This is a genomic window from Streptomyces sp. NBC_00258 (assembly GCF_036182465.1).
GTDB lineage: Bacteria > Actinomycetota > Actinomycetes > Streptomycetales > Streptomycetaceae > Streptomyces.
This window is the reverse complement of the sequence record NZ_CP108081.1, coordinates 3,312,089-3,332,943: the sequence shown is the minus strand read 5'-3', so window position 1 is coordinate 3,332,943 and position 20,855 is coordinate 3,312,089. Positions and strand designations below refer to the sequence as shown.

The 20,855-nt window shown below is 71.5% G+C and carries 18 protein-coding genes; 6 read left to right on the top strand and 12 right to left on the bottom strand.

Going from position 1 to position 20,855, the window contains the following annotated elements; translation table 11 throughout:
- Positions 1-51: 51 nt before the first annotated feature.
- Positions 52-1,479 (bottom strand): MFS transporter, encoded by a 1,428-nt coding sequence (locus OG718_RS14945; protein WP_373466134.1) that lies wholly within the window; start codon positions 1,477-1,479, stop codon positions 52-54.
- A 219-nt stretch (positions 1,480-1,698) separates the two neighbouring features.
- Here OG718_RS14945 and OG718_RS14940 point away from each other — a divergent pair, with 219 nt between their 5' ends.
- Complete coding sequence (locus OG718_RS14940; protein WP_143641979.1) at positions 1,699-2,103, top strand: winged helix-turn-helix transcriptional regulator; 405 nt, start codon at positions 1,699-1,701, stop codon at positions 2,101-2,103.
- A 108-nt stretch (positions 2,104-2,211) separates the two neighbouring features.
- Here the strand turns inward: OG718_RS14940 and OG718_RS14935 are convergent, their stop codons facing one another.
- The 3 genes from OG718_RS14935 to OG718_RS14925 form a co-directional block, all read right to left on the bottom strand.
- A complete protein-coding gene (locus OG718_RS14935) occupies positions 2,212-2,634 on the bottom strand; it encodes an acyl-CoA thioesterase (protein ID WP_143641981.1) in 423 nt (140 codons plus the stop codon).
- 116 nt (positions 2,635-2,750) lie between these two features.
- Complete coding sequence (locus tag OG718_RS14930) at positions 2,751-3,401, bottom strand: hypothetical protein (protein ID WP_306936810.1); 651 nt, start codon at positions 3,399-3,401, stop codon at positions 2,751-2,753.
- A 150-nt stretch (positions 3,402-3,551) separates the two neighbouring features.
- Positions 3,552-4,760: a pyridoxal phosphate-dependent aminotransferase gene (locus tag OG718_RS14925; protein WP_328844350.1), complete on the bottom strand. Its 1,209-nt coding sequence runs from the start codon at positions 4,758-4,760 to the stop codon at positions 3,552-3,554.
- 87 nt (positions 4,761-4,847) lie between these two features.
- Here OG718_RS14925 and OG718_RS14920 point away from each other — a divergent pair, with 87 nt between their 5' ends.
- Positions 4,848-5,480 (top strand): helix-turn-helix domain-containing protein, encoded by a 633-nt coding sequence (locus OG718_RS14920; protein WP_328844349.1) that lies wholly within the window; start codon positions 4,848-4,850, stop codon positions 5,478-5,480.
- A 185-nt stretch (positions 5,481-5,665) separates the two neighbouring features.
- Here OG718_RS14920 and OG718_RS14915 read toward each other — a convergent pair whose 3' ends face one another.
- From OG718_RS14915 to OG718_RS14905, 3 genes are all read right to left on the bottom strand, one after another.
- Positions 5,666-6,541, bottom strand: a complete 876-nt coding sequence (locus OG718_RS14915; protein ID WP_328844348.1) for a hypothetical protein — start codon at positions 6,539-6,541, stop codon at positions 5,666-5,668.
- A complete protein-coding gene (locus OG718_RS14910; protein WP_328844347.1) occupies positions 6,541-7,818 on the bottom strand; it encodes a VWA domain-containing protein in 1,278 nt (425 codons plus the stop codon). The genes OG718_RS14915 and OG718_RS14910 overlap by 1 nt, the downstream gene beginning before the upstream one ends.
- An 87-nt stretch (positions 7,819-7,905) precedes the next feature.
- Positions 7,906-9,456 (bottom strand): IucA/IucC family protein, encoded by a 1,551-nt coding sequence (locus OG718_RS14905; RefSeq protein ID WP_143641993.1) that lies wholly within the window; start codon positions 9,454-9,456, stop codon positions 7,906-7,908.
- Positions 9,457-9,566: 110 nt separating this feature from the next.
- Here OG718_RS14905 and OG718_RS14900 point away from each other — a divergent pair, with 110 nt between their 5' ends.
- A complete protein-coding gene (locus tag OG718_RS14900) occupies positions 9,567-11,102 on the top strand; it encodes an IucA/IucC family protein (RefSeq protein WP_443055047.1) in 1,536 nt (511 codons plus the stop codon).
- Between the two features lie 70 nt (positions 11,103-11,172).
- Here OG718_RS14900 and OG718_RS14895 read toward each other — a convergent pair whose 3' ends face one another.
- Both OG718_RS14895 and OG718_RS14890 read right to left on the bottom strand, forming a co-directional pair.
- Positions 11,173-11,931 (bottom strand): dienelactone hydrolase family protein, encoded by a 759-nt coding sequence (locus tag OG718_RS14895; protein WP_328844345.1) that lies wholly within the window; start codon positions 11,929-11,931, stop codon positions 11,173-11,175.
- Positions 11,932-11,977: 46 nt separating this feature from the next.
- Entirely contained in the window at positions 11,978-12,622 is a 645-nt protein-coding gene (locus OG718_RS14890) for a hypothetical protein (RefSeq protein WP_328844344.1), read from the bottom strand.
- A gap of 272 nt (positions 12,623-12,894) precedes the next feature.
- Here OG718_RS14890 and OG718_RS14885 point away from each other — a divergent pair, with 272 nt between their 5' ends.
- Complete coding sequence (locus OG718_RS14885) at positions 12,895-15,906, top strand: helix-turn-helix transcriptional regulator (protein WP_328844343.1); 3,012 nt, start codon at positions 12,895-12,897, stop codon at positions 15,904-15,906.
- A gap of 171 nt (positions 15,907-16,077) precedes the next feature.
- Here the strand turns inward: OG718_RS14885 and OG718_RS14880 are convergent, their stop codons facing one another.
- Positions 16,078-16,926, bottom strand: coding sequence for a calcium-binding protein (locus tag OG718_RS14880; protein ID WP_260695615.1), 849 nt, complete (start codon positions 16,924-16,926; stop codon positions 16,078-16,080).
- Between the two features lie 232 nt (positions 16,927-17,158).
- Between OG718_RS14880 and OG718_RS14875 the strand changes: the two genes are divergently transcribed.
- Complete coding sequence (locus OG718_RS14875) at positions 17,159-18,073, top strand: HipA family kinase (RefSeq protein WP_143642003.1); 915 nt, start codon at positions 17,159-17,161, stop codon at positions 18,071-18,073.
- Between the two features lie 17 nt (positions 18,074-18,090).
- Complete coding sequence (locus OG718_RS14870) at positions 18,091-18,384, top strand: SelT/SelW/SelH family protein (protein ID WP_306936800.1); 294 nt, start codon at positions 18,091-18,093, stop codon at positions 18,382-18,384.
- A gap of 21 nt (positions 18,385-18,405) precedes the next feature.
- On the opposite strand, the gene aceB is transcribed toward OG718_RS14870, so the two are convergent.
- Together aceB and OG718_RS14860 are read right to left on the bottom strand one after the other, a co-directional pair.
- Entirely contained in the window at positions 18,406-20,040 is a 1,635-nt protein-coding gene (aceB, locus tag OG718_RS14865) for a malate synthase A (protein ID WP_328844342.1), read from the bottom strand.
- A gap of 202 nt (positions 20,041-20,242) precedes the next feature.
- Positions 20,243-20,842 carry a nucleotidyltransferase family protein gene (locus tag OG718_RS14860; protein WP_328844341.1) on the bottom strand — a complete coding sequence of 200 codons (600 nt, stop codon included), beginning with the start codon at positions 20,840-20,842 and terminating at the stop codon, positions 20,243-20,245.
- Positions 20,843-20,855: the final 13 nt, after the last annotated feature.

The following is a 20,855-nucleotide window of genomic DNA, read 5'->3' as shown; positions in this document are numbered from 1 at the left end:
GCCGCGCCCCCTGCACATGAGGCCCTGCCCCCAACTCCTGTGGCAGCCGCCTCAGCCGGACACCTCCACACGTTCCGCGGCCTCGGATTCGGCACCGGCATCGGATTCGGCCTCAGCCTTGGCCTTGACCGCTTCCGTGGACGACTCGCGCCCCGGCCGCAGCACCCCCGCCGCGAGTACCAGCCCCGCCAGCGCGATCCCCGTACCGACCGCGAACGCCAGCCGGTATCCGTCCGCGGTCGCCGCGGTGAGCGCCGTGCCGCCGTCCACGAGGCCGTCCGTGCGGCTCGCCGCGAGGGTGGTGAGGGCGGCGAGGCCCAGGGAACCGCCCACCACCTGGGTGGTGCTGAAGAGGCCGGACGCCAGGCCCGCGTCCTCCTCCCGGGCGCCGGACATCGCGAGCCCCGTCACCGCGGGCATCGCCGCCGCGAACCCGGCGGAGAGCAACAGCATCGCGGGCAGCACGTCGACGACGTACGAACCGTCGGCCGGCACCCGGGCCAGAAGCGCCATCCCGGCCGTGATGAGTACGAGCCCGGCGAGCAGCACGCGGTACGGGCCGAAGCGGCCGATCGTCCGCGCGGACAGGCCCAGCATCAGTACCCCGATCAGGACGGGCGCGGGCAGGAACGCCGTACCGGTCATCAACTCGCCGAAGCCCAGGACGCGTTGGAGGTACAGCGCCCCGATGTACTGGAAGCCGTACATCGCCGCGACCATCAGGATCTGCACCCCGTTCGCGCCGGTGAGCAGGCGTGAGCGGAACAGCCTCAGCCGCAGCAGCGGACGGGCGGCCCATGCCTGCCGCAGGGCGAAGGCGACGAAGAGCGCGACGGAGACGGCTCCCAGCACGAGCGTGGCACCCAGCCCGCGTTCGCCGGCGCCCACGATCGCGTACACCGTGAGCATCAGCGCGCCGGTGACCAGCGCGGCACCCGGATAGTCGGCACCCTTGCCGAGCCCGGCGCCGCGGTCGGGGGCAAGGACGCGAAGGGCCGCGATCCAGGCCACGATCCCGATCGGCAGGTTGATCAGGAAGATCCAGTGCCAGTCGAGCGCCTGGGTCAGGGCCCCGCCGAGGAACGTGCCGAGCGCGCCGCCAGCAGCGCCGACCGCACTGAACACGGCGATCGCCCTGGCCTGTTCGCGCGGCTCGGGGAAGAGCGCGACCAGCATGCCCAGCACCACGGCCGAGGTCATCGCCCCGCCGACGCCCTGCAGTGCCCGCGCCGCGATCAGCATGCCCTGGCTCGTGGCGACCCCGCACAGCACGGACGCCAACGTGAACACGACGAGCCCCGCCACGAACATCCGCTTCCGGCCGACCAGATCACCGAGTCGCCCCACGAGCAGCAACAGCCCGCCGAACGGGATCAGGTACGCGTTCACGACCCAGGCGAGTCCCGGGGCCGAGAAGCCGAGGTCGCTCTGGATCGCGGGCATCGCGACGGTCACGATGTTGCCGTCCAGGATCGTCATCAGCGTGCCCGCGCAGAGCACGACGAGGGACGCCCAACGGGAGTACGTTCGCTGTGCCGGACTCTGTTCAGGGCGCGGTGTGGGTCGCTCTGTGGGTGACCCGTTCCGGGACGACATGGTCCTTGGCCTCCGTATCGCTGCAGGTTGTTCCATAGGTGCACGACTTGTAACGGGGGACATCGTGGGTGACTATGGAGACCGGCGTAAGGAGGCACTTCAATGTCCCAGGGGAACACCGGTGTTACTCCCCAGGTCGTGCACGCGGAGGGCTGCCCGGTCCGGGAGGTTCTTGACAGGGTCGCGGGAAAATGGAGCGTGATGATCATCGTGGCCGCCGCTCACGGCCCGATCCGCTTCACCGAACTGGAGCGCAGCATCGAGGGCATCAGCCGCCGCATGCTCACGCTGACCCTGCGCAATCTGGAGCGCGACGGGCTCCTCACGCGCACCGTCCACCCGACGGTCCCGCCGAAGGTGGAGTACGAACTCACGCCGGTGGCCCGTGAGTTGCACGCCAGCCTGCTCGGACTGACCGACTGGGCGGAGCGGCATCGCGTCACGATCGCCGAGTCGCGTGCGGCGTACGACGCCCTGCATCGGCCGGAGTTGGTCGCTCCGCTGTGAGCCGGGTGCGTGGTGTGGTGTGTCGTGTGCGGGTTCGTTGTGGCCGGTCGCGCAGTTCCCCGCGCCCCTGAGGGGGCGCGCCCTCGGGGCGCTCGCCCCCCAATTGCTTCAGAGGCCGAACCGCCCGGGGTCCGAGGCCAGTGCGCGGAAGTAGTCCTTCGGGTCCGCTACCAGCTTTCGCTCCTTGAGGTCCATCACGCCGCCGACCGCCGTGATCTCGGCGGCGACGGTGCCGTCGGTCTTGCGGATCGTCTGCTCGATCCGGAACGTCTTGCCCTCGCCCCAGATGAAATCGCAGGTCACCTCGACCTCGTCGCCGGCCCGCAGCTCCTGCCGGTAGCGGACGGTCATCTCCAGGGACACCGGGCCCACGCCCTTGGCCGCCAGACCGGCCTGGCTGATCCCCGCGGCCTGCAGTAACGACCAGCGGGCGTGCTCCGCGTAGTTCACGTACACGGCCTGGTTCAGGTGCCCCTGGACATCGGTCTCGTACCCGCGCACGGTCACCGGGACGGAAAACGGTTCGGCCATGACTTCTCCTTCGACGGCGCTTCTACGGTTTCGACCGCAAACAGAATGGGCGCAAGCGTACTGAGCGGTTGCTCACGGCCGTCAACCATTGAATGTCGTAGGACATCCGGGGGCTGTCACGTCCGGCGCGGCGAGGCCAGCAGATACCGCGCGCCGGTACGCGGCTCCGTGTGCTCGCCGACCTGCCAGCCTGCCTGCTCCAGCGTCGCCGCGCATTCCCGCAGGGCCCCGGCGTCCGGCACGCGCACGGCGACGGCCTCCGGCTGGGGCGTCGCCCGCACCCGGTACCCCTCGGTGTCCGCGCCCGCCGGCCGGTGCCCCGCGGCCTCCAGCGCGAGCGCGGCGGCCTGCACCAGATGCGTACGCTCCCACGCGCACGGCCGGTCCACGACACCGTGCGGATTGGTCATGCGGCGCAGCTCGAGCAGCCCCTGCCAGGCGCTGTGCACCTCACGTATGCGCGACGGACCGGCGTCGATGCCCTCCTCGCCGCCGACCCGCGCGGCGAACACCCCGGAGGACTCCCGGGCGGGCTCCCGGGCGGGCTCGGCGGCTTCCGTGGCGCTCGTCGCCGCGGTGGCCGTCTCCTCGCGGACCCGGTGCCCGGCGGGGGTGAGGAAGTGATCGTGCGGCGGACGCGGATGCCGGAACGCGAGCTCTCGCTTCACCAGCGCCGCGAGCTGGCTCTCCGTACCTCTGAGCCGCCCGGTCACGGGATCGGCCGTGTCGATGACGCGCCGCTGTGCGGCGGTCGGCGGACGTGTCACGGCGCGCTCCTCCCGGTCCGTCGATGAGCGGGCCCGATCGAAGATCCGGTCGACCGGCGGGCCCATTCGAAGACTACGACCCGGGTCTGACATCGCCCCGTCACAGGTCTCTGAAGAGCCCGTCCGCCCGGACCCCGTCCGCCGGATTTCCTACTGCCGGTAGCCGCTCAGGAACCGGCCGATCCGGCTGATGGCGGCGTCCAGGTCGTCGGCGTGCGGGAGGGTGAGGATGCGGAAGTGGTCGGGGGCCGGCCAGTTGAAGCCGGTTCCCTGGACGACCTGGATCTTCTCCCGCAGCAGCAGGTCCAGGACGAACTTCTCGTCGTCGTGGATCTTGTGGACCTTGGGGTCCAGGTGCGGGAACGCGTACAGCGAGCCCTTCGGCTTCACGCAGGACACGCCGGGGATCTCGTTGAGCTTCTCCCAGGCCACGGTGCGCTGTTCGTGCAGACGCCCGCCCGGAGCGGTCAGCTCGTGGATGGACTGACGGCCGCCGAGCGCGGCCTGGATGGCGTACTGCGCGGGCGCGTTGGCGCACAGCCGCATGGAGGCCAGCATGGTCAGGCCCTCGATGTAGTTCTTCGCGTGCTGCTTCGGGCCGGTGATCACCAGCCAGCCCGAGCGGAAGCCGGCCACCCGGTACGTCTTCGACAGGCCGCAGAAGGTCAGCACCACCAGGTCGGGGGCGAGCGCGGCCACCGAGTGGTGCACGGCGTCGTCGTACAGGATCTGGTCGTAGATCTCGTCGGCGAAGACCATCAGGCCGTGCCGGCGGGCGAGGTCGAGGATGCCCTCGATGATCTCCTTCGGGTAGACCGCGCCGGTGGGGTTGTTCGGGTTGATGATGACCACGGCCTTGGTGCGGTCCGTGATCTTCGACGCCATGTCGTCCAGGTCCGGGTACCAGTCGGCCTGTTCGTCGCAGAGGTAGTGGACCGCCTTGCCGCCCGCGAGTGTGGTGACGGCCGTCCAGAGGGGGAAGTCGGGTGCCGGGATGAGGATTTCGTCGCCGTCCTCGACCAGTGCCTGTACGGCCATCGAGATCAGCTCGGAGATGCCGTTGCCGAGGAAGACGTCGTCGACGCCCACCTCCAGGCCCAGCGTCTGGTAGCGCCCCGCCACGGCCCGGCGGGCCGAGAGGATGCCGCGCGAGTCCGTGTACCCGTGTGCCTGGGGCAGCATCCGGATCATGTCCTGGAGGATCTCCTCCGGCGCCTCGAAGCCGAACAGTGCGGGGTTGCCGGTGTTCAGGCGCAGCACGCTGTGGCCTGCCTTCTCCAGCGCGTCGGCGTGCTCGATCACCGGGCCCCGGATCTCGTAGCAGACCTCGCTGAGCTTGTTCGACTGCCGGAACTCCATGCGCGCTCGCCCCTCCGGTTTCGTGTGTTGCTTGGTTTTACCAAGTTCGAGCTTGGAAAGTCCAACAAGTTGTCTAGACTGCGTCGCATGTCACCTCGCCGAAGCTACGACCAGTACTGTTCCGCTGCCCGGGCCCTCGATGCCCTCGGTGACCGCTGGACGCTCCTGATCGTCCGCGAGCTGCTGGCCGGTCCGCGCCGCTACACCGACCTGCACGCGGATCTGCCCGGCGTGAGCACGGACGTCCTCGCCTCCCGGCTCAAGGACATGGAGCGGGACGGCCTGGCGACCCGGCGACGGCTGCCCCCGCCGGGAGCGGCGAACGTGTACGAACTCACCGGCCGTGGGCGCGAGTTGCTGCCCCTCCTCCAGGCGCTCGGCGAGTGGGGCGCACCCCTGCTGGCGGAACGGCGCCCCACCGACGCGGTACGCGCCCACTGGTTCGCGCTGCCACTGCTGCGCTCCCTGGAGGGACTCGGCGACGGCGTCGTCCAAGTCCGGCTGGACGAAGGGGAGTTCTACGTACGACTCGGCGCACAGGACGGCCCGGTCTACGGGGAGGGCCCGGCCCCCGAGGAACCCGACGCCGGCCTCTCCCTCGACGCCGAGGCATGCACGGCACTCGCGAGAGGCGACCTGGTCCTCCTCGACGCGGTACGGGACGGCCGCATCACGGTGACGGGCGAAAGTCCTCTGGCCAAGGCGCTCCGGGAGGCCTGACCTCGTACCAGGAACACCAAAGGGCCCGCCGTGCCATGGAGTTGGCACGACGGGCCTGTCTTGCGAAGCGCTCACGCGGGATCGGTCAGAGCCCGCTGAACTCCAGCGCCCCATAAGGGGCGCGGGGAACTGCGCGACCGGCCGCAGCCGACCCGCAGACACAGAACGGCCACCCGGCGCAGCGGTCAGGCACTCGGCGGAACCCGTGAAGGCCGGCCCACTCCCCGGGTCAGCGAATACCCACCAACCCCCGCGAGCGCGGCCAGCACGCCCCCCACCGCGGTCCACACCCAACGGTCGGACCACCAGCCGGAGGCCCAGCCGTCATCGGGCTCGATGCTGGACAGCACGGCGACCGAGGTCCCGGAGTCCTCGTCGCTGTCGCTGCCCGCCGCCACGGCGACCCCGGGTACGAGCGGCTCGGCCAGCGAGCCGTCCACCGCGGCGGCCCCGCCGACGTCCTTCGAGTCGACCTGGACCTCGGCGCTCACCGGCAGCCCGAGGTCGGCCGTCTTGAGGCCGACGGTGGTCAGCCGGACGTAGTACGTGCCCGGCAGCGGATCGTCGGCCCACGGCTCGGACCAGGCACGCACCGTACGCAGGGTGCAGGACAGCTCCACTGAGGCCGCGTCCTGGGCGGCCGTCCGCGTCTGCGCCCCGTACTGGCACGCCTGGCGGCGCCGCAGACCGTCGTACACGTCGACCTGCCAGGTCGCTGAGGCGTGCGCGTCGGGCAGTTTCACCGTCGCCTTCACGGTGGGCCGCTGCCCGGCATCGGCGGGGAACGACCAGTACAGGTAGTCGCCCATGGACGCGCTCGCCGTGGCCCGCTGCCCCTGGTCGACCTCGGTCGCCGTACGGAACGACGTACCGGCCGACGTGGGCGCGGCGTCGTCGTCCGACGGGCCGACGGAGGGCGAGGAGTCGGCGGCCGCGGGGGACGCGACGGCCCCCAGCACCAGCAGACCCGCCCCCACCGCACGGACGGCACGGCCTGCCCGACCGGCACTCGACACACGAGCGCTCGGCACGCGGGGGTTCAACACACGAGAAGTACGCATCAGTTGGTCCTCCAGACCGCGACCCGCCAACGCGAAACCCAGCCCCACAGCACACCCGCGAGGAAGCCGGTGAGCACCAGGGCGCCGAGCAGCCACCAGCCGCGACCGAGGCCGAAGGAGGCCACGTCGCTCGACGTGTCGGGACCGTCGACGACGTCGACGGTCAGTTCGAGCGGCAGTCCGGGCGTGGTCTTGACGCCGGAAGCCGCCGAGAAGGAGTTGGCGACCTCCAGACACACGGCCTCGGCCGCGGGCTTGTCGTCGGAATCGTCGTCCTCGCTCTCCGCCTTGGGATAGCGCAGACCGGCGGACATGACGTCGGTCCGGCCGGAGCCGGTCGACTCGCCGCGCACGATCTCGCGGCCGCTCACGGTCACCGCCCGCAGCGACACCCCGTAGTCCGGGTCGACCTGACGGTCGGCCGCCACGCTCACCGACGCGCGCAGTTCGAAGCCCGCAGGGACGTCCACGCGGTACCAGCGGTGCTGCCCGAACTCCTCGCGGTCGGTGTAGAGCCCGGACTCGAGCGTGCGCGCCTGTGCACATGCGTCGGCGCCGTTCACGGCGACCGGCGTGACCACCGGGTCGGCGGCCCGGTCCACCAACTGGTTGACCTTGTCGGTGAGTTCGTCGGTGTGCTCGATCGAGGTGTACGTTCCGCCGGTCGCCTCCGCGATACAGCTCAGCTGCTGCCGCAGTTTGGTGTTCGGCACCAGGCCGAGCGTGTCGATGGTGAGCCCGATCCCCTTGGCGGCGATCTCCCGGGCCACCTCGCACGGGTCCAGCGGGGCGCAGGTGTCCTCGCCGTCGCTGATGAGGACGATACGGCGGGATCCCTCGCCGCCCTCCAGGTCGTCGGCCGCCTTGAGCAGCGCCGGGCCGATCGGGGTCCAGCCGGTGGGCGCGAGGGTCGCGACGGCGGTCTTCGCCTCCGTGCGGTCCAAGGGCCCGACGGGGTAGAGCTGTTCGGTGTCCTTGCAGCCCGTCTTGCGGTCGTCGCCCGGGTAGTTGGCGCCGAGTGTCCGTATACCGAGCTGGACCTCCTCGGGGGTCGCGTCGAGGACCTCGTTGAAGGCCTGCTTCGCCGCGGCCATCCGCGTCTGTCCGTCGATGTCCCGCGCGCGCATGGAACCGCTGACGTCGAGGACGAGGTCGACCTTGGGCGCTGCGTCACCCGTGGGTTCGCCGGCGACGGCTCCGGCCGGGAGGGCGATCCCGGCCGTCAGGGCGGCGAGCAGGGCGCAGGCGCCCGCCGCCAGCCGTTGTCTTGTGATCATCGCCGGATCCTATTGATCAATGGCGTCACGCTTCAAAACGAGGGGGTGGCCGACGGTCGAACGAAGTGGCCTTCGGACGTTCGGACTTCAGGACGAGCCGGTGTCCCGCGGGCCCGTGCCCGACTCGGCGAGCGGATTCGGCAGCCGCGCCCAGATGTCCCCCGGCCGCTCGGGCGACAGCCGCATCGTCGTCAACGCCTTGGCCGGCAGCGGCTCTTCGAGCAGAGCCGCGAGATCCGGGGTGCGCGGCAGATCCCGTACGGCTGTGGACAGCGCCCCTCCCAGCGCGGTCGCCGAACCCGCCGTCGCCGCCAGCGCGCCCGCGACGAGCGAGCCGAAGAGCTTGCTGCGCAGGACGGACTCGTCGTCCGTGACGATACGGCCCGTCAGGTCCGGGGCCGGAATCCCGTGGCGGGCCAGCCGTGCCGGGCTGATCCGGATGTCGGCCAGATCGCGGTAGACGAGCCGCAGCGGGGCGCCCGCGGGCGAGAGCACCACCAGCAGGTTCTGGCCGTGCGCCTCCAGGGCCACGCCCAGGTCGAGCAGGCGCAGCCCGACGGTGAGCGCGAGCCGGCTGAACTCGGCCAGCCAGGCCGGGGACTGCGGCAGCACGGTCGAGGCGAGAGCGGCGACCGGGACGACCCGCTCGCCCGCCCCCGCGTACACGTCCGGCGACTCGCGCAACACCGCTGCCAGATCAGGGGTGTTGGCCGTGACCGCGCCGAGGGTCCGGGTGATGTGCAGCATCCCGTCCAGGCGCCCGGCCATCGCCTCCATGAACGCCGAGACGGCCGCGGCCGACTCGATCGAGTACACCGAGATGTCCCGCACCGACGAGGTCAGCCGGGCACTGAGCGCGGTCTTGACGTGCGGTCCGTCCGGAAGGGCCAGCGTCCGCAGGGACATCAGGGGATGCGCGGTCACGCTCTCCCCGGCGACACCTTCCCCGACCGCCCTCTCGTCCTTCAGCACATGCCGCGCCTGCCACGGGTGTACGGGGATCAGCACGCGCCCCGCCTCCCGGAACGGCCACTCGCCGCCCATCAGGCACGCGTCCTGCGGCACGGCCACCAGCCCCAGCTCGACGTCCGCCCGGTGCTCCGGCGCGTACGCCAGCTGCTCGGCCACCGAGAAGCCCGGCCGCGAACGGCAGTTGGGATGGAACGGATGCCCGTCCACGACCCGCTGCTCCCACCCCCAGGACGTGAAAGGGGAGCTCATCGCGGGCTGGTTGGCGCGGGAGAGCGCCAACGAGGCGACACTGTGGCCGAGTTCGACGGCGAAGGCGTGACCGTGCGGCAGCCCGAGTGCCGTCATGAGTCCGGCCGGGTGGCTGTACGCCGTCCCGTCCAGCTCGACCTCCCTGACGGTGGCGGCCGTCGCGTACGCGTCCGGGGCCGGGCCGTACAGACGACGCCCGTCGGCCAGCCGGAGCACCAGCCCGTCGCGCCCCGCCGCCTCCCGGCGCACGACCCAGGGCAGTGGTTCATGGACGAGCCCGCGCCACAGCCGGGTCAGGACGGCCGCGCGGGCACCGGGGAGTTCGACCGTGTACGGGGACAGCAGGGCGGGGCGTACGGTGCGCAGCTCGGCGGCGAGAACGGCCTCGGTCTCGGCCGGGGTGCGGGGAGGGTGCACAGAGGGCTCCTAGGGTGTGGGGACGGCGTCGCGGCCGGGTACAACGCCGGACATACTGAGCGCCAGGGCACCGTACGCAACGAACGGATCGCGTGGACCTCATGCACCCCATGCCACCCATGCACCCCGGGGACGGCATCGGCGAAGCAGCCGATGCGTACGCGGCGGCACCGCTGCTCAATTGTCTGCTGCGGGAGCTCGGCGACCCCGCACCGGGATCCGGGGAGCCCGGCGACCGGCGCGTGTACCGGCTGCCGGCCGGGGGACGGCTCCTGCGGGTGCGCGACGGACGCCGCCCCGCCGAGCCGGAGGTGTACGCCGCCGGTGCCTGGCAGCGCCTCAGCCACGCGGAACTGGTCAAACTCACCGCCGAGGTCCTCCGCGGCCACACCGGCCTGTCCAACCCCGAACTGCCCATCGAGATGATCGACAGCCGGGACGCGGTGGCGGCGATCCTGACCGCCAGGGAGGGGATGCCCCCGCCCGGCGGCCTGTACCGGCGTTCCGAACAGTCCCTGATCACCGGACATCCCTACCATCCCGCCCCCAAGGCCCGCGGCGGCGGCCCGGTCACCGGCTGGATTCCGTACGCTCCCGAGGCGTACACCAGCTTCCCGCTGGTGCTCCTGGGGCTGAGGGAGGACGTGTGCGTGGAGGACGGCGACACGGGCGTGCTCGACGGGCTGGGCGAGGCGCCGCCCGGCTATCGCCTGCTGCCCGCCCACCCCTGGCAGCTCGACCTCGTCGGCGCCCGCCCGGAGATCCGCGAGGCATTCGCGGACGGCCGCCTCGTACGGCTGGGGACATCCTCGTGGACGGTCTGGCCCACCGCGGCCATCCGCACGCTGTACGTCCCCGGCACCGACCTCTTCCTGAAGTTCAGCCTCGACGTCCGCATCACCAACGACATCCGCCGCCTCTGGCGTCACGACCTCCTCCGGCTGCGCCGCACGGACGCGGCGGTGACCTCGGCCTTCGCGGCCGTGGGCACCCCCGCGGCCTGGCTGAGCGACCGCGGCTACCGCACCGCGGACTTCGCCTTCGAGGAGCTCGCCGTCCTCGTACGCGACGGGCTGCGCACGCATGTGACCCCGGGCGCGACCCCGGTCCTGGCCGCCGCGCTGACGGAGGCCTTCGAGGGCAACCCCCTCGAAGGCCTCGCCGCCCCGGTCGCCTGGTGGACGGCGTATCTGCGCCAAGTCGTCCCGCCCGCCCTGGAGTTGTTCGCCCGGCACGGGGTCGTACTCGAAGCGCATCTGCAGAACACGGTGGTCGCCGTGGACGCCGACGGGACGCCGGTGCAGGCCCTGTTCCGTGACGCGGAAGGCGTGAAACTGCTGCCCGAGGTGACGCGCGCGGCCGGGTGGGAGCGGCTGGTGTACTGCCTCGTCGTCAACAACCTGCTGGAGATCGCGGAGGCGCTGGGGGAGCGGTACCCGGGCATGGAGCTCTGGGGCGCCGTGCGACGAGAGCTGACGCGGTACGGCGATGAGCTGCCCGAAGCGGCCGAACTGCTCCGGGCCCCGACCCTCCCCGGCAAGACCAATCTGCTGCTGCGCTGGACCGGCGCGGACGGCGCCGACGCACGCTATCTGCCCGTCCCGAACCCCTTGCGCACGCCGGACGCGGCGGGCAGCGGGCAATAGACACCGGTCGGCCGTCCTGTCGACCGGATCACAGTGGCCGGTGCTGTGCGGCGCGTCCGCCACAACCGAGTCAGTCCTTGCGGCCTTCCGCCTTGAGGTGCGTGGCGAAGAAGCCGTCGATGCGCCGCCAGGCGTCGACCGCGGACTCCGGGTGCGGTCTGATTCCGACGACACGCATCAGCGGACGCAGTGCGCGTGGCCCCACCTCGGCGTCGTTGAGGAACGAATGCCCGGCCTCCGGGTAATCCTTGACGTCGTGGACGACGCCGAGCCGGTCGAGGGACGCCTCCAGCCTGCGGGCCGCGCCCGGCAGCGTACGGTCGCGGGCCCCGTAACTCGCGACGACGGGGCAGGAACCGCCGAGGGCCCCGTCGAGCTCCTTCGGCAGGCGGCCGTAGTTGACGGAGGCGGCGTCGAACTCGCCGTCGTGCACGGCGAGGAGGGCGAAGGAACCGCCCATGCAGAAGCCGATGATGCCGATCCGCCCGGTGCAGTCGGGATCCTGGGCGAGGCGGGCGCGGGCCGCCGCGATGTCGCGGAAGGCACGGCCGTGTCCGGACAGGGCCGCCCGGAAGGTCGGCACCAGGCAGCGGACGGCCCCTCCGTCGCTGAACAGGTCCGGCATGACGACGAGGTACCCGGCTCTCGCGAGGCGTTCCGCCTGACGGTGCATCACATCATTGACGCCCAGCGCCTCATGGACCACGACGACACCGGGCCAGGGGCCCGCCCCCACGGGCCGGGTGAGATGGCCGGTGAGCCGACGGGAGCCACCGCGGGCGACGCCGAGCTCGGTGAGGTCGACGGCGGTGGTGGTCGTGTCGGGCATGCTGTCCTCCGGGGGAGAGGCGAGGGCGGGACGGCCGAGGTGAAGGCTAGGGCGCGATGAAGGGCTGCACGCGCTTGCGGTAGTCCTTCGGCCGCACTTCGTTGTAGTGCTTGTCCTTGTCCTCGCCCTCAGAGGTGAACATGTACATCGGGCACTCGTCGGACTTGGCCTCACCCGTGTGCTTGAACAACTCCTCGCCCGTGCGCGCCTCGACGACCTTCAGACGGTACGAGGTGTTGTACGTACTGACGGTGAACGGTTTGCCGTCGTCGCTCTCCATGTCGCACTTCTTGCCGGTCGGGCTCGCCTTGGTGCGCTGGACGCAGACGACCAGCTCGGCGTCGGCCGGCTTGTCCGAGTAGCCGAGGATCCAGCCCTTGGGGAAGTCGCCGGCGGGCGGCTCGAACTGCGACCAGGTGTCACCGGGGTTGTTCATGAGCATCGCCGGGTGCACGGTCTTCTTCGTACGGTCGTAGGCGGGCATCCCCGAGTAGCCGAGCCCGTCCGTGCACACCCGCTCCAGGTCCAGCGAGGTCGCCGGTACCTCCGGGGCGTCCGCCGCCGAACTCGTCGACGACGAACCGCCGTTGTCGCCTCCCGTGCTTCCGCCCGTGCCTCCGGTGAGCGACGAGCACCCGCACAGGGCCAGGCTCAGAAGCCCGGCGGTGATCCATGCGCGGGCACGCGGCATTGACGGCATTGACGGTGTTGAAGACATGTGGCGACCCCCATCGATGAAAGAACAGCAGGCAGGGCATGTCCCCCGGGCCATGCCCTGTCCCCCCTGCCCTGCTGGAAGAGAGCCTGCCGCCCGCCGGCAGCCGCGGACATCGGGGAAGTGCCCCCATGTAGTTGTGCGGTTCCTGTGACTCGTGGGTACTACGCTGTGCGGATTCGAAGGAGCTTTCGACGGGTGCCGGGGGGCATCCCGGAAGAGGGCGCAGGGGGGCCTGAGTGTCGTCGTTGTCGTCATCGGTACTGGTCGGCAGAGAACCGGAGCGGGATCTTCTGACCGAGGCCGTCCGATCGGCGGGCGAGGGGCGGGGCTCCTCGGTGTTCGTGCTCGGCGAGCCGGGCATCGGCAAGTCACGCCTCGTCGAGGAGGCCGCGGAGGCCGCCGTACGCACCGGTTTTCGGGTGCTGCGAGGGCGGGCCGCGTCCGCCGGGCGCGCGGTGCCGCTGCGCCCGCTGGCGGAAGCCGTGTTCTCCGGACTGCGCGGCGAAGGGGCGCCCGCCGACGGGGACCTGGGCCCGTACGAGCCGCTGCTGTCGCGACTGTGCGGGCTGGCGCCGCAGGACGGTGCGCCCCTGGTGGGCTACGCCGAGGCGGTGCTGCGGCTCCTGGGGACCCTCGGACACACCGGTGGCTGTCTCCTGGTGCTGGAGGACCTGCACGACGCGGACGCCGACACGCTCACGATCGTCGACTACCTCACGGACAACCTTCCCGGCCGGCGGGCCGTCCTGCTGGCCACCCTGCGCGGTGGGCCCGGACCGGCCCTCGACCTCGCCGAGGCCGCCGCGTCCCGCCGTACGGCCCGCACCCTGCGCCTCGCCCGCCTCGGCCCCGCCCACACCGCGGAGCTGGCCGCCCGCTGTCTGGGTCACGACGACGCGGGCAACGTACCGGCAGCGGTACTGGACCGTCTGCACGCCGTCTCCGAAGGTGTCCCCTTCGTCGTGGAGGAACTGCTGTCCGCCATGGTCGCCGGCGGCAACCTCGTTCAGCGGCAGGGCGACGGCTGGACGGTGACCGGCTCGCTGAACGCCGACGTGCCCGCGTCGGTCGCCGCCGCCGTCCTCCAGCGCGTGGACCATCTGGAACCGCCCGGTGTCGCGCTCCTGGAAGCGGCGGCCGTCCTGGGCAGGCGCTTCCCGGTGGACATCGCCGCCGGTGTCGCCGGGCTCGACAGGCCGACGGCACTCCGTCAGCTGCGGCATGCGGCTCGCGCCCATCTGGTCACCGACGGTGCCACGGCGGAGGAGCCCGGCTGGCACACGTTCCGCCACGCCCTGACCGCCGACGCCATCACCCACCGGCTGCTGCCCGTGGAGCGGGCGGCGCTCTGTCTCGCCGCGGCCGACGCGATCGAGTCCGCCGACGCCACAGGGCCGGATCCGTGGGACGCGGGCCGCCCCGCCCGGCGGGCCGGGGAGCCGCACGACCTGATCGGCAGTGACTCGGGTGACGACCTGTACCGCCTGGCCGCGGAACTGTGCGTCGCCGGCGGGCAGCGGGCGCGGGCGGCCGTGCTGCTCACCCGGGCCGGCCGGCAGGCGGTCCTGCGGGGCGCTCTGCTGACCGCGGTGGAACTCCTCGACCGGGGCCTGGAGTTGACCTCCGGCGCCGCGGACGCCCCGCCCGAGGCGGTGGCCGGGCTGCTGGAGGAGTTACTGGGGACACTCGTCCTCACGGGCGACGTCCGGCGCGTGCCTGAACTCGGCGACAGGTTGGACGGTGTCCTGACCGCGTGGGGCGCGCCGCCCGCCCGCCGCGCCGCGGGTTTCCTGGCCCGGGCCAGAGCCGCCGCCACCGCGCAGCAGTGGGAGGAGGGCCTGACCGCCGTGCGGCGGGCACGGGAGCTGCTCGGAGCCGAGCCCGACCCCGCGTCCCGCGCCGCCCTGGACGCGGTCGCCGCGCACCTGGTGCTCAACTCGCAGCGCCCGGACCGGCTGGAGAGCGCCAGGGCCCTGGCCGAAGGGGCCGTGGCGACCGCCGAGGCGGTCGGACTGCCGGAGGTGAGCTGCAAGGCGCTGAACATGCTCGGATACTGCCTGCGGCCTCACGATCTGGCCGAGGCGGAGAAGGTGTTCGAACGCCTGGTGGCCACGGCCGAGACCCGTGCGCTGCCGGTCTGGCGGATACGCGGCCTGCTGGAACTCGGCGTGCTGGACCGGATCCGGACCACCGGAACCGATCGGCTGCTGGCCGCACGGAAGGCGGCCGAGGAGACCGGTGCGGTGCTCATGACGGCCTGGGCCGACATGCACCTGACGCAGGCCCATGTGCTGCGCGACGAGCACGACAGCGCCCTGGAGTCCGCCCGGCGGCTCCGGACGACGGCCGACAGGCTGCGGTTGCGCGAGGTGCAGCTGATCGGTGTCGGAATGGACGCCATCATCGCCGCCTCACGTGGGGACCGGCAGAAACTCCAGGCCGCGCTGCACGTCATGGAGAGCGCACTGGCCGGGCGGAGCGCCGGAGCGCTCTGGGGCTACGCCGACACCTCCGTGTGGGGCTGGGCCCAGGGCATCTGCTCCCTGCTGCGGGAGGAACCCGACCGCGCGATGGCCGAGTTCACCGAGGCGGACCGGGTCATGCGGGCACTGCCCAGCACTCGCGGGGTCGCCGGTTTCCTGGGCCCCTACCTGCTCCTGCGGACCGTACGGGGCGCGGCCGGCTGGGCGGAGCTGGACGGGGCCGTCGCGGACCGGCTCACCCAGGTCCACTGGGACCGGCCCTTCGCGGGGTGGTCCCGGGCCGTGCTGCTGGGCCGCGAGGGCCGGGCCGCCGAGGCCGCCAAGGCGGCCGAGGAAGCACTGGCCGGGACCGACACCATCCCCCTGGCCCGCCACCTTTGTCTGCGCCTGGGGGCTTCCGCGGCGCTCGCCGACGGCTGGGGACGCCCTGTCGAGTGGCTGCGCGCCGCCGAGCAGTTCTTCCACGACCGGGGCACGACACGGGTGTCGGCCGCCTGCCGCGCCATGCTGCGGGAAGCGGGCTCTCCCGTGGCCCGCCGCCGTGAGGGCCACGACACGATTCCACAGGAGCTGCGGCGGGCGGGGGTGACCGCGCGGGAGTACGAGGTGCTGCGCCTGCTCGGCCGGGGGCTCGGCAACCAGGAGATCGCCGAGCAGCTCTTCCTCTCGCCGCGCACCGTCGAGAAGCACCTCGCGAGTCTCCGGAACCGTACCGATCAGAACGGCCGGGCCGCCCTGATCACCCTGGCACGCCGGTACGCGGACGGGCAGTGACTCCGACCGTTTCGGCCGGCGGTCGGCACCGCGGCCGCGGAGCGGCTCCGGAGCACCTGGCGCGAGTGGTGGAACCGGTGCTCGCGGCAGGCGCTCCGGAGTTACGAGGCGGCAGCGACTACGGATTCGGCGACCGTGGAATCAGCACTGCGGAATCAGCGGTGCGGGTGGTCAGGCCTCGCAGGCGCTCTTCGTGTCGCTCGTGTCCGCGGTGCAGGTGTCGGTGTTGGCGCCCCCGTTGAGGGAGTCGTTGCCGAACACGCCGTCGACACCGTCGAGGGTATCGTTGCCGGCTCCGCCGCTGTGGGTGTCGTTGCCGGCGCCGCCGACCAGGGTGTCGTTGCCCGTGCCGCCCACCAGGAGGTCGTTGCCCCCGAAGCCGGACAGGATGTCGCCCGCCGTGCCCCCGGTGAGCGTGTCGCCGAACTGGCTGCCGTAGACGATCTCGACGTCGGTGAGAACGTTGTCACCCTCCCCGCCGATGCCGTCGTCGGCGGCGTTGTCGATGTCCACGACCACGCCCGAGCCGCTCTCCAGGTAGCTGACGACGTCGTTGGTGCCGCCCCCGCCGCTGATCCGGTCGGCACCGGTGCCGCCGATGAGGAGGTCGAAGGTGGCGCTGCCGTTCAGGGTGTCGTTGCCCGTGCCGCCATTGAGGCTGTTGCTGCCGGGGCTGGGGCCGCCGTTGATGACATCGTTGCCCGACTCGCCCTTCAGCTCACTGCGGACGTTGGCGGTCTTGGTGATGGTGTCGTTGCCGTCCCCGGCGTTGACCACGACCGTGTCGGAGCTGACGGTCACCGGGCAGGCCACCGTGCCGTTGGTCAGGAGGGTGCAGTTGAGACCGGCGGTCAGGGTGTCGGAGGTGTCCCGGATGATGATGAAGTTCCCGGACAGACTGACCGTGATGTTGTTCGCGCGGCCCTGCGCCGCGTTCACGACGATGTTGGTCCCGCTCTTGAACACACCGGTGGCCGCGCTCGCGGGCCCGCCGGTCAAGGTCACCGCGGAACCGGCCATCGCCGCGACCACCAAGACCCGGAGTAACGCTTTTCTCCCCATGGAATCCCTCTCGGTTGTGTGAATCGACCTGCTCACAGTGCCCGCGGGACCCGGGAGGCACATGGGGGAACGCCCCCCACTTACTGGCCCTCGATTAATATGCTCACTTCATGACGGGCGGTTTCCGCTGTTTGACACCTCCAAGGTCGTCCATGGATTGCAAGGTCAATGAAGCAGGTGGCCCGAGAAAATGCTGAGGAAAGTTAGCGCGACCCGCTACGTCGAACCCCTCCGGGCGGGCGGTTCCGTGCCCGGAGTCGTCGAGGCCGACGACCTGGGGACGTACGTCGTGAAGTTCACGGGCTCGGCGCAGGGGCGCAAGGCGCTGGTCGCCGAGGTGATCGTCGGGGAACTGGCGCGCGCCCTCGGGCTGCGGTTCCCCGAGCTGGTGCTGGTGCACTTCGACCCCGCGGTCGGCGCGCACGAGCCCCACCAGGAGGTCCAGGACCTGCTCCGGGCCAGCGCGGGCCTGAATCTCGGCATGGACTACCTGTCCGGCGCCAAGGACTTCACTCCGGAGGTCGCGAAGACGTTCCCCGTCGACCCGCTGGAGGCGGGCAGGATCATCTGGCTGGACGCCCTCACGGTCAACGTGGACCGTACGACGCACAGTTCGAACCTGATGATCTGGCCCACGCTCGGTGTCGCGCCCCCGCGGCTGTGGCTGATCGACCACGGCGCTGCCCTGGTCTTCCACCACCGCTGGGACGCCTCCGAGCCGGACAAGGCGTACGACTTCCGGCGCCACGCGCTCGGCGGCCACACCCCCGACACACGCGCGGCGGACGCCGAGCTCGCGCCCAAGGTGACGGAGGAACTGCTGCGCGCGATCACGGCGGAGGTGCCCGACGCCTGGCTCGCTGACGAGCCCGGTTTCGCGACGCCGGACGAGGCCCGTGAGGCGTACGTCGGGTACCTGCTCGCCCGTGCCAGGGCCTCCGCGTCCTGGCTCCCCACGGACTTCCCCACCCGGGAACAGCTCGCCGCCGAGGACGCGGACCGCGCGGCGAAGACCCGGCGGGGCCGGCCGAACTGGCTCAAGCAGGTCCCCGACCTGCACGGCAAGCCGCCGGCGGAACAGGATTGGTCGGTGCACCTCGGATGACGGCCGAGAATGCTCGGGTGACCACTGAGAACACGCATGAGACCACGCACCGCGTTCAGATCGAGTACTGCACCCAGTGCCGCTGGCTGCCCCGCGCCGCCTGGCTCGCCCAGGAACTCCTCACCACCTTCGAGCAGGAGCTGACGGAGCTCGCGCTCAAGCCGGGCACCGGCGGCGTCTTCGTCGTACGGGTCGACGACGAGGTGATCTGGGACCGCCGCGAGCAGGGCTTCCCCGAGCCGACGGCCGTCAAGCGCCTCGTACGCGACCGAGTGGCCCCGGAAAAATCCCTGGGCCACTCGGAGAAGTGAGGCGTCTGCCGCCGGGTTTGCTCAGCCGGCCAGCTGCTCGTAGGCCGGCAGGGTCAGGAAGTCCGCGTAGTCCTCGTCGAGGGCGACCGTGAGCAGCAGGTCGTGGGCCTGCTGCCAGCGGCCGGCCGCGAAGGCCTCCTCGCCGATCTCGGCGCGGATGTCGGCCAGTTCCCGGTCCGCGATCTCGCGGGCCAGCTCGGGCGTGGCCTTCACGGTGTTCCCGTCGTGCTCGAACTCGACGCCCGCGTTGATCCACTGCCAGATCTGCGAACGGGAGATCTCGGCCGTGGCCGCGTCCTCCATCAGGTTGAAGATCGCGACCGCGCCGAGACCACGCAGCCAGGCCTCGATGTAACGGATGCCGACCTGGACGGCGTTGACGAGTCCGTCGTAGGTGGGCCTGGCGTCGAGGGAGTCGACGGCGATGAGGTCGGCCGCCTTCACATCGACGTCCTCGCGCAGCCGGTCCTTCTGGTTCGGCCTGTCGCCGAGCACGGCGTCGAAGGACGCCATCGCGATCGGCACGAGGTCCGGGTGGGCCACCCACGATCCGTCGAAGCCGTCGCCCGCCTCACGGTCCTTGTCGGCCTTGACCTTCTCGAAGGCGACCTTGTTGACCTCTTCGTCGCGCCGCGAGGGGATGAACGCCGCCATGCCGCCGATCGCGTGCGCGCCGCGCTTGTGGCAGGTGCGGACGAGGAGTTCGGTGTACGCGCGCATGAACGGGGCCGTCATCGTCACCGCGTTGCGGTCAGGCAGGACGAACCTCTGCCCGCCGTCACGGAAGTTCTTGACGATGGAGAAGAGGTAGTCCCAGCGGCCCGCGTTCAACCCCGAAGCGTGGTCGCGGAGTTCGTAGAGGATCTCCTCCATCTCGTACGCGGCCGTGATCGTCTCGATCAGGACGGTCGCGCGGACGGTGCCCTGCGGGATACCGACGTAGTCCTGCGCGAAGACGAACACCTCGTTCCAGAGGCGGGCCTCCAGGTGCGACTCCGTCTTCGGGAGGTAGAAGTACGGGCCCTTGCCGAGGTCGAGGAGGCGCTGGGCGTTGTGGAAGAAGTACAGGCCGAAGTCGACGAGCGCGCCCGGGACCGGGGTGCCCTCGGCGTCGACGAGGTGACGCTCGTTCAGATGCCAGCCGCGTGGGCGCATGACGACGGTCGCCAGCTCCGCGGGGGCCTTCAGGGCGTACGACTTGCCGGTGCGCTCGTCGGTGAAGTCGATGCTGCGGGTGTACGCGGCGGCCATGTTCACCTGGCCGGTGACCACGTTCTCCCAGGTGGGCGCGGAGGCGTCCTCGAAGTCCGCGAGCCACACCTTCGCACCCGAGTTGAGGGCGTTGATGGTCATCTTGCGGTCGGTGGGGCCGGTGATCTCGACGCGGCGGTCGTTCAGGGCCTCCGGCGACGGGGCCACCTTCCAGGAGTCGTCCGCGCGGATCGCGGCGGTCTCCGGGAGGAAGTCGAGGGTGGAGGTGCGGGCGATCTCGGCGCGGCGCTCGGCGCGGCGGGCGAGGAGCTCGTCACGCCGGGGCGTGAACCGCCGGTGCAGCTCGGCCACGAAGGCGAGGGCCGCGTCGGTGAGGACCTCTTCCTGCCGGGGCAGGGGCTCGGCGTCGACGATGGCCAGCGGGGACGGCGCTGGTGCGGACATGAACTGTCACTTCCTTCAGCGAGCTGACGTGAGTACGCCGCGGCACCGGGTGCCAGCGGAACCTGAAGCGACCGACGGGACCGGGAGGACAGTCGGACGCTTCTGAACAGTGGATAGTAGTTTCCTCATGGTGGAAGTTCAATGATTTGTTGACGTCGAGATTCTCCGCTTCGAGGGAATGTGGCGCTCGGTGCCACCCCGTTCACTCAAGGTGGACCAGGTCGCTCTCCGTGTCGATGTCGTAGGGCCGGGCCACGTCCCCGCATTCGACGAGCACGATCTCGTCCTCGTGTGCCTTGAGATAGGCGCGCGCCCCGCGGTCCCCGGTCGCGGTCACGGCGATCCCCGCCCAGTGACGGGCGCCGAACAGCACCGGATGCCCTCTCTCCCCGTCGTACGAGGCCGCCGCGAGCGTTTCGTCCGACGTGTACGCGGCGTGTACGCGGGCCACGGCTTCCGGTCCGATCCCCGGCTGGTCCACCAGTGACACCAGGACGGCCCGGACGTCCGTACCGGCCAGCGAGTCCAGGCCGGCCCGCAGTGAGGAGCCCATGCCCTGCGCCCATTCGGGGTTGTCCACGAGCACGCAGCCGGGCAGCACGGCCCGCTCGCGCACGGCATCCGCACCGGCGCCGAGCACCACATGGATCCGGGTGCAGCCGCCCGCCCGCAGTGTTCCGACCGCGTGTTCGACGAGAGGGTGTCCCCGGTGGGTCAGCAGCGCCTTGGGGCGTCCGCCGAGGCGGCGCCCCCCGCCGGCGGCCAGCAGCAGCCCGGCGACCTGCTCGTTGTTCTCCGTCATCCCCCCTGCATAC